At 51.2% G+C, this 8095-nt stretch carries 7 protein-coding genes and 1 riboswitch; of the genes, 5 read left to right on the top strand and 2 right to left on the bottom strand.

Going from position 1 to position 8095, the window contains the following annotated elements; translation table 11 throughout:
* Positions 1-53: 53 nt before the first annotated feature.
* Both lysC and AAY72_RS14950 read right to left on the bottom strand, forming a co-directional pair.
* On the bottom strand, positions 54-1403 hold the full coding sequence (lysC, locus tag AAY72_RS14955) for a lysine-sensitive aspartokinase 3 (protein ID WP_057788594.1): 1350 nt from the start codon (positions 1401-1403) through the stop codon (positions 54-56).
* A gap of 92 nt (positions 1404-1495) precedes the next feature.
* A riboswitch (Lysine riboswitch) is annotated at positions 1496-1669 on the bottom strand.
* A gap of 138 nt (positions 1670-1807) precedes the next feature.
* Positions 1808-2083 (bottom strand): DUF3081 family protein, encoded by a 276-nt coding sequence (locus AAY72_RS14950; RefSeq protein ID WP_008983401.1) that lies wholly within the window; start codon positions 2081-2083, stop codon positions 1808-1810.
* An 83-nt stretch (positions 2084-2166) separates the two neighbouring features.
* Here AAY72_RS14950 and AAY72_RS14945 point away from each other — a divergent pair, with 83 nt between their 5' ends.
* The 5 genes from AAY72_RS14945 (at position 2167) to AAY72_RS14925 (ending at position 7770) form a co-directional block, all read left to right on the top strand.
* Positions 2167-2763 carry a hypothetical protein gene (locus AAY72_RS14945; protein WP_008983400.1) on the top strand — a complete coding sequence of 199 codons (597 nt, stop codon included), beginning with the start codon at positions 2167-2169 and terminating at the stop codon, positions 2761-2763.
* Positions 2764-2826: 63 nt separating this feature from the next.
* Positions 2827-4530: a M28 family metallopeptidase gene (locus tag AAY72_RS14940; protein ID WP_057788591.1), complete on the top strand. Its 1704-nt coding sequence runs from the start codon at positions 2827-2829 to the stop codon at positions 4528-4530.
* Positions 4531-4641: 111 nt separating this feature from the next.
* The gene (locus tag AAY72_RS14935; RefSeq protein WP_057788589.1) at positions 4642-7212 is read left to right on the top strand and encodes a YdbH domain-containing protein; all 2571 of its coding nucleotides are present in this window, start codon (positions 4642-4644) and stop codon (positions 7210-7212) included.
* Positions 7209-7397: a YnbE family lipoprotein gene (locus AAY72_RS14930; RefSeq protein WP_008983397.1), complete on the top strand. Its 189-nt coding sequence runs from the start codon at positions 7209-7211 to the stop codon at positions 7395-7397. The genes AAY72_RS14935 and AAY72_RS14930 overlap by 4 nt, the downstream gene beginning before the upstream one ends.
* A 10-nt stretch (positions 7398-7407) precedes the next feature.
* Complete coding sequence (locus AAY72_RS14925; protein WP_008983396.1) at positions 7408-7770, top strand: YdbL family protein; 363 nt, start codon at positions 7408-7410, stop codon at positions 7768-7770.
* Positions 7771-8095: the final 325 nt, after the last annotated feature.

The raw sequence follows: 8095 nt of genomic DNA, 5'->3' as shown, positions 1-8095 counted from the left end.
ATTTGTGTATAAGAGACAGGCGAACAAGTGGGGCTTTGTTTTCACTGTCTGCTTCAGGCAGCAAACAAACACTGATGCAGTTGTTTTACCACTGCCGGACCGTCACTATCCTGCACCAGGAAGCACAGGTTATGTTTTGACGCCCCGTGGCAAATTAAGCGCATATTAATGCGCTCCAGCGTACTGAACAGCTCACCGGAAACGCCTTTACTGCTGTGCAAATGATTACCAATCACTGCCACCAGACTCAACCCCTCTTCCACTGACACTTCGCAGAAGGTACGCAATTCATCCAGAGCTGGTTCGACATTGCTGCTAAATGCACTGGTCATGCCGCCCTGATCCAAAGTTAGAGCGACACTGATTTCTGAGGTTGTAACCAGATCGACAGAAATTTGATGCCGGCTTAAGGTATCGAACACCCGGGTTAAGAAACCCGGTGCATGCAACATGGCAGGGCTTTTTACGGTAATCAGCGTTTGGGCTTTTCTCAGTGCAATAGCGCGATAAGGAGGCCGCTCTTTTACATCTTTGGCAATCCAGGTTCCTCCGGCTTGTGGCTCACGGCTGGAGCCGACAAAGACCGCAATATTCTGTCGCATCGCCGGTAACAAGGTTGCCGGATGCAGGACCTTGGCACCGAAGGTTGCCATTTCCGCCGCTTCATCGAAACTGATTTCGCGGATACAACGGGCATCACTGGTTAAACGTGGATCAGTAGTAAAAATACCGACCACATCGGTCCAGATCTGTACGGTCGCCGCCTGTAACGCTTCGGCCAGTAAGGCCGCGCTGTAGTCTGAACCGCCACGCCCTAAGGTGGTGGTTTGCTCAAATTCATCAGCACCAATAAAGCCCTGAGTCACGATACGCTGCTCTGCCAGCAGAGGTTGCAGATGGATGGCCGCAAGCTCAGCCAGTTGTTGAATTTGGGGCTCTGCCTTACCAAACCGGCTGTCGGTGCGCATAATACGGCGAACATCGAAACACAAGGCGGCACTACCACGCTCCAGCAACACTTGTGTAAACAGCACGGAACTTAAACGCTCACCAAAGGACTGAATTAAATCTTTATGCGCGCTGCTGTATACCGCACCGCCATTTTCAATCAGCGCTTTTAATTCGCCTAATAACAATTCAATTTGCGCGGCAACACTATGAGGCTGCTGCAAGCGATTGAGCACGTTCAGCGTAATTTGCTCGATGCCGGCATAGGCATCATAACGCTGCTGTACTTCTGTGGTTTTGGTAATGTCAACCAGCAGGTTCGTCACACCCGAGCTGGCACTTACCACTACCACCCGGATATTTTCATCAGCTAACACGATATCAGCACAGCGCGTCATTGCATCGAAGTCAGCAACGCTGGTACCACCAAATTTGGCAATAATTAGTTTGGACACGGGGGTCTCTCCTTAACAAAACAGATAAGCAGAGCATGGCATTTGCTAGTGAGCAAAACGAGAATGGAAACAGACCGTTGCTGTATATAACAAAGGCCAGAAGCTCTCCACCAAAACATCAGGTGACAGTCCCAGGGATTCAGCCCTGGCAACCGAACAAACAACCTCTACCTGTTGTTTGTCCTCGGCGCTAAACCCCCTCTGTGCTGCTGCGAGCGATAGAGCTCTGACATCACATACCTGGCTAGCGCGCCTCTTCTGGTCTATCGAATACGATTGACGCGCCGTACTTTATCTTGTTCTGACTCTAAAAGCAAACAGCCTTTTAGCCATCTAAACGGCAAGATGCCCTTTATTTTGCATAGCGTCAAGCAAAATTTGAAAAAAACCGCTCAACATCCCGCCTACAAGCTGTAAGACTGCTGGATATGTTTTAATTTTTCTAAAAAACGTTCCATTTGTTGCTCAGTGCTGGCATCCGCGTGCCATTTATTATGAAAGCCCAGAGTTAACTGCACCTGACCATCAGAAAAATAGGCTTCATAACCATCAAACCCCTGACTGATCGTAATGCCGTCGAGTTGAAAGCCGCTGCCGTGGGGTGTAGAAGCCACCTCGCCATGTTTTTCGATTTTTGCATAAAGATTCAGCAAAAACTTGCCATCAATTTCGTTTTGCATGCTGCTCGCCTTGTTCTGTTCCGGTTCGGTTTGAACCCGGTACGTATCCGCGGTATATTCAGGGCTATTATAAGGAGAAAAAGATGAAAAAAACCCTATTAGCACTCTCTCTGGGGCTAACTTTTGCTGCCCAGGCGCAAATTGTACAACCTGCGCCACTGGTATCTATCGCCACCCATGATGCCTTCTTCGAAAAAATCAAAGCACTTTGCGGCAAAGCCTTTGCCGGCAAAATTGCGGTAGATAATCCTGCCGCACCGGGCTTTGAAGGTGCGTTGATTATGCACGTACGTCGCTGTACCGACACTGAATTGCAGATTCCTTTCCATGTTGGTGATAACCATTCCCGAACCTGGATTATTACCAAAACCGGCGCCGGTTTATCGTTAAAGCATGATCACCGGAATCAGGATGGCTCACATGATGAGCAAACCATGTATGGCGGCCATACCGTTGATGCCGGCTGGCCAAATGCGCAGTCCTTCCCTGCCGATCAGTACTCAAAAGAGTTATTTGCAGCGCGTGGTGTTCCGCAATCCATCGGCAACACCTGGCAAATGTATATTTACCCGGAGCAATTTAGCTATCGCCTGGTACGTGAAGGCCGGGAGTTTAGGGTCGACTTCGATCTAACTAAGCCGGTCAGCTTGCCTCCTGTGCCTTGGGGCTATGCCGACTAACAGTTCCGCTGCAGTTACAGACTGCAGTCTTATCAAACATCAGACAACACCAAGGAAAAACCGATGTTACACAATCTGAAACAACCGGCCATGCTGCTGGCACTCTCTGCCGCAATGGCACTGACGGCCTGCGGTAAACCGGCGCAACAAAGCGTAGAACCTGCACCTGCCAGCACAACGGCAAGCACTGAATTGGTCGATACCGAGTTTAACCCTAAGCTGGCCGAGTATATTAAAACGCTGTCAGAAGATCGCTTTCAGGGGCGCGCCCCGGCTACTAAAGGCGAGGAATTGACTGTTGCTTATCTGGAAGAAAATTTTAAGCGCATTGGCTTAAAAGCTATCGATGGCGACAGCTACAAGCAACCCGTGTCGCTGGTACAAATCGATCCGAAGCAGGTTTCAGCGATGAAACTGAGCGGTGGCGGCGAGCAACTGCCGGCTGAGCTGGTTTACCGCGATGAGATGTTTGCCTGGACCACTCAGGTAACAGAAGCAGTGGAAGTAACCGAAAGCGAGATGGTGTTTGTTGGCTACGGCATTGTTGCTCCGGAATATAACTGGAATGACTATGAAGGTCTGGATGTAAAAGGCAAAACCGTGGTGATGTTTGTTAACGATCCGGGCTTTGCCACTCAGGATCCAAAGCTGTTTAACGGCAACGCTATGACCTATTACGGCCGCTGGACTTACAAGTTTGAAGAAGCCGCGCGTCAGGGTGCCGCCATGGCACTGATTATTCACGAAACTGACGCCGCCAGCTACGGCTGGGGTGTGGTGGCACACGGCTCACCGGTTAAGTTTGATTTAATTAAAGAAAACAAAAATATGGACCGCGCCAAGGTTGAGGGCTGGGTTACCACCGAAACGGCGCAAAAACTGTTTGCCAATATCGGTAGCGACATCGAAACCTTGCGTAAACAAGCCTTGTCCGGCGAATTCAAACCGGTGCCGCTGAATGTTAAAGCGTCGATCAGCATCCAGAATAACTTGCGTGAACTGGAATCCAGTAACGTCGTTGGCTATATCGAGGGCAGCAAGTATCCGGATGAATATGTGCTTTACATGGCACACTGGGACCATCTGGGTGTCGACTTCTCCAATCCGAATAACAAAGTCTTTAACGGTGCCCAGGATAACGCCAGCGGCACCGGTGCGGTGATTGCGCTGGCAGAGTACTTTGCCCAGCAGCCGCAGCCTGAGCGTTCAGTGGTCTTTGTACTGGTTACCGCCGAAGAACGTGGTTTACTGGGTTCCGCCTGGTATGCCGAAAATCCGGTGTTCCCGCTGGAGAAAACCGTCGCCGCGATCAATATGGATGTGATGAACGTTTATGGTCCGATGAAAGATATGGTAGTGGTCGGTCTGGGTAATACCGATCTGGAAGAGATCCTGGTCAAATATACCGAGCAACAAGGTCGCTATGCGGTAAAAGAGCCGAACCCGGAAGCCGGTATTGCCTATCGTTCAGATCACTTCAGCCTATCGAAAAAAGGTGTGCCTATTCTGTATGCCAAAGGCGGCAACGACCACTATCAGCATGGTGCAGAATGGGGTGCCAAGCAGCGCGCTGAGTACAATGCCTGCTGTTACCACAAGGTAGAAGATGAGTGGAATGACAATTGGGATCTGCGTGGTGCGCAACAGGATCTGTTCCTGTATTTCCGGGTGGGCAATGACCTGGCAAACAGCCGGCAGTGGCCAAACTGGTACCAGGGTAATGAGTTCCGCGCGATTCGGGATGCCTCGGTCAGCGCCCGTCAATAATAGGTTCCGCCTTTGAAAAAAGCAGCTACGGCTGCTTTTTTTATTGTTAATTCAGAGCCGATTCAGTTAGGCTGGCCGACACTAACAGGGAATTCGCCGACAGGAGTCGAGATGCGTTGGCTACTGAAAAGTTTATTGTTGTTGCTACTGGGCTTGCCATTATTGGCGGGCATTGCCTGGTTTGTGCTGCAACAGCAATTAACGCAAGCCGGCATCAGTCAGTTATCCTTCCAAATCCGTCAGCTAAGCCTGCATCAGATCCAGCTACAACAGCTGCAGTTCCGGCTCGATGGCAAGCAACCGCTGACCGCCGGGTTTAATGACCTGTCGGTGGAATGGCACTGGCCGGCATTTTTTCGCCCTCAGCTGACGGCTATCCGCGCTGAGCAGCTCGACTTGCAACTCGACGCGCCCAAAACTACCGCCGAAGCGACAACGCCGCTTGGTCTGTCAACGCTGGCATCCGAGTGGCAGTTACCGGCCTGGTTGCCGCAGCAACTGCATATAAAGCAGATGACACTGGATTTACCTTGCCCGGCGGGTCAGTGTCAGTTAGGTGCGACGCTGCAGCTGAGCAGCCCTGACCGCGAAAACTGGTTATTACAGTTGGCTCTGAGCAGTCCGGCGCAGCAGCTCACCCTGACCACCGATATGCAATTACAACTTGGCAAGGACAGGCAGCTACAGGCCAGCGTGCAACTGCCAGACCAATTCGCGTTAAGTTTAAAACAACAATTAGACGGGCTGCACGGCAAAACTGAGCTAGCACTGGCATTATCGCCACCATCAGGCGCCGTACAAGCCTTCTTGGCCGACTGGCAGCTGGTAGTGCCAGAACAGGTATTGAGTCAGTTTACCGAGCCAGTTCAGCTATTTGTGCAGGGTGACTGGCAACTGCCTACTTCTGCAACGGCGCAGACTTCAGCACCAGGCCTGCCGCTACAAACCGGAGATTTCCGCTTGCTGTTGCGTGCGCCGACGCCGGTACTAATACCGAATCTTGGACTGCTAAAAGGCGAAGCGGACTTACAGCTAAAAGTCGCTGATGCCAGTATTAATACCTGGGCGGCCAGTGCAGCGTTGGAACTAACTGAGCTGCAACTGCCAACATTAGCCGCGCAGCTGAATCAGCCGTTACCGGGGATCCGTGTCAAACTCGATACCGCAGCGGCAGAGCTCAATCCGACATCATTACCACTGCAATTATCCTTGCAGAGCCTGGATGTCACGCCACAGGCGCTGCAGCTGCAGGGCTCTGCCAAACTGATGCTGCAGCTGGGTCAGAACATCAGCCTGATCCTGGAAGACTCGGCCTGGACTGCAGCAGTGCCCGCTCTGCAATTGCCCGATGCAGAGATTAATCTGACTAACACTAGTCTGAGCAGTACCCTGCGCGGCCGCTGGCAGGCAGGACAGTGGCAGCTGCAACACCAGGGTACAATGAACAGCGTACTTACTTCACCGCAGCTCAACACGCTGCTGGCATTACAACTGCCAAAACTGGAACTTAGTCAGCAATCAGACCAACCCGTGCAGATCACTGCCACAGCCAGTTTGCAATTACAGCAACTACAGCACCCGCAGCTACAGACCACCGACTGGCAATTACACAGCAGCGTTAGCGGCTCGTTACAGGCTTTGCAGTTACAGGGCGAGCTAAGTAATACACCCGGACTGACGGTGCAGTATCAGGCGCAGTTAGATGCCCTAACTAAGCTTAGTGCCAGCTGGCAACTGGCGGATATTTTTTTACTGGCCGGAAATCCATTACAGGACAGTTTTCGTGCCTGGCCTGAGTTGCTGACACTGCAACGTGGCCGCCTGGCGGCCTCAGGCCAACTGCATTATCCGGCCGCACCACAACTGCTTGAGGCTCAGCTGCAATTGCGTGAGTTAAGTGGGCTTTACGATCGTACACTGTTTACGAATCTGAGTGGCCAAAGCACTGTTGCAATCAATCCGGAACAACTTAGCCTTAGCGTCCCCCAGCTCAGCGTACAGCAGCTCAATCATGGTATGACACTGGGGCCGTTACAATTGGTTGCCAATTACCAGACAGCGCTGGCAACACCAGAGCGAGGAGTGATAGAACTACAACAACTACAAAGCGATTTTTTACTCGGCCAGCTTAGCGTTAAACCGACCCGGCTGGATTTGAGCCAACCGGCACAACGGCTGGATATTCAGTTACAGCAGCTGGATTTGGCGGAATTGCTGCGCCAGCATCCCGCCAGCGATGTGGTGGCGATCGGGAAAGTCAGCGGTCAGATCCCATTACAACTTAATGCGCAACGACAGTTGTCGGTCAGTGCCGGCCAACTCAGTGCAGAAGCTCCAGGTGGGCGACTGCAATATCGCAACCCTGCGGCAGCAGCGAGCAGCAATCCCGGAATGAAACTGGTATTTGATGCGCTGGAAGATTTTCATTTTAGTTTGTTAAATTCCGAGGTGAGCTATCAGGCTGATGGTACTTTAACTTTGGGACTGCAATTACAAGGGTTTAATCCGGCAGTGCAACAAGGTCGGGCTATTAATCTGAATATCAATCTGGAGGAGGATATCCCGGCTATGTTAGCCAGCCTGCAGCTAGCTGGTAAACTCAATGATACTATCACTAAACGTGTACAACAGGTTATTCAACAACGACAGGCAGCCCGCCAGGCTGCAGGAGCAAAACCATGATCAAGCAAAGACTGCTGGCTCTTCTGCTATTGGGGCTGGCAAGCGCCTGTACCCCGAAAGTGGAGGTCGCGCTGGCCAACGAACCGATTAATATTAATCTGAATGTGAAGATCCAGCATGAGATCTATATCAAGGTCGATAAACAGTTGGATGAATTATTCAGTGATGCCAGTGGCTTATTTTAAGGAGATGGCGATGAATATGAAACAATGGTTACAACAGGTGCGGGTATGGTTAGCTGCCCTGCTGCTGGCTTGCAGTTTACCGGTACTGGCAATGAACTTACAGCAAGCGATGAATGCGCTGCCCAACGCTAAAGCTCAGGGTTTGGTAGGTGAACAGCCAAACGGCTATCTGGGTGTGGTTAACGCCAGTGCGGACGCAGAACAAATTGCCAAACTGATTAACGATGCCAGACGCGCTGAATATGCCCGTCTGGCCAAAGAAAATAATATTGCAGTCAGCGACGTTGAAGCGATGGCCGGGCAAAAAGCCATTGAGCGCACCGCACGCGGGCACTATATTTTGCTCGACGGCAACTGGATCCAAAAACGCTAGGTATTGCGCCAGATCAAAGTTCCGGCAGAAAAATGCTGCCGGAAATAGGGCGTGTTGACATTTGCTGCTTGGATTTTGTTCGCACTGGCGACGCTTTGATCGCGAAACGAGGAGCGCAGTTTAGTTATTCTAAATAAGTGACGAGTGACAAAGAGCAAAGCGTCGCCAGTGCGAACCCTTCGGGCAGCGTTTGGCTGGCGTTTCTACTGCGTTATCGCTTGTTCATGTAGAATAACTACACATCACAAGCTCTGCCTTGTATAAACACCAGCCAAACAGCTGCAAAAATAAGCAGCAAACGTCAACACGCCCTACGACTTTGGTC

The organism is Alishewanella sp. WH16-1, assembly GCF_001441695.1.
GTDB classification, from domain to species: domain Bacteria; phylum Pseudomonadota; class Gammaproteobacteria; order Enterobacterales; family Alteromonadaceae; genus Alishewanella; species Alishewanella agri.
Note: the sequence above shows the minus strand (reverse complement) of the source record. Positions and strands in the feature narration are given on the sequence as shown.

Coding starts and splice junctions, on each gene's coding strand:
- AAY72_RS14935 (WP_057788589.1), top strand. CDS start 4,642: ATGCGTTGGCTACTGAAAAGTTTATTGTTGTTGCTACTGGGCTTGCCA.
- AAY72_RS14925 (WP_008983396.1), top strand. CDS start 7,408: ATGAATATGAAACAATGGTTACAACAGGTGCGGGTATGGTTAGCTGCC.
- AAY72_RS14945 (WP_008983400.1), top strand. CDS start 2,167: ATGAAAAAAACCCTATTAGCACTCTCTCTGGGGCTAACTTTTGCTGCC.
- AAY72_RS14930 (WP_008983397.1), top strand. CDS start 7,209: ATGATCAAGCAAAGACTGCTGGCTCTTCTGCTATTGGGGCTGGCAAGC.
- AAY72_RS14950 (WP_008983401.1), bottom strand. CDS start 2,083: ATGCAAAACGAAATTGATGGCAAGTTTTTGCTGAATCTTTATGCAAAA.
- AAY72_RS14940 (WP_057788591.1), top strand. CDS start 2,827: ATGTTACACAATCTGAAACAACCGGCCATGCTGCTGGCACTCTCTGCC.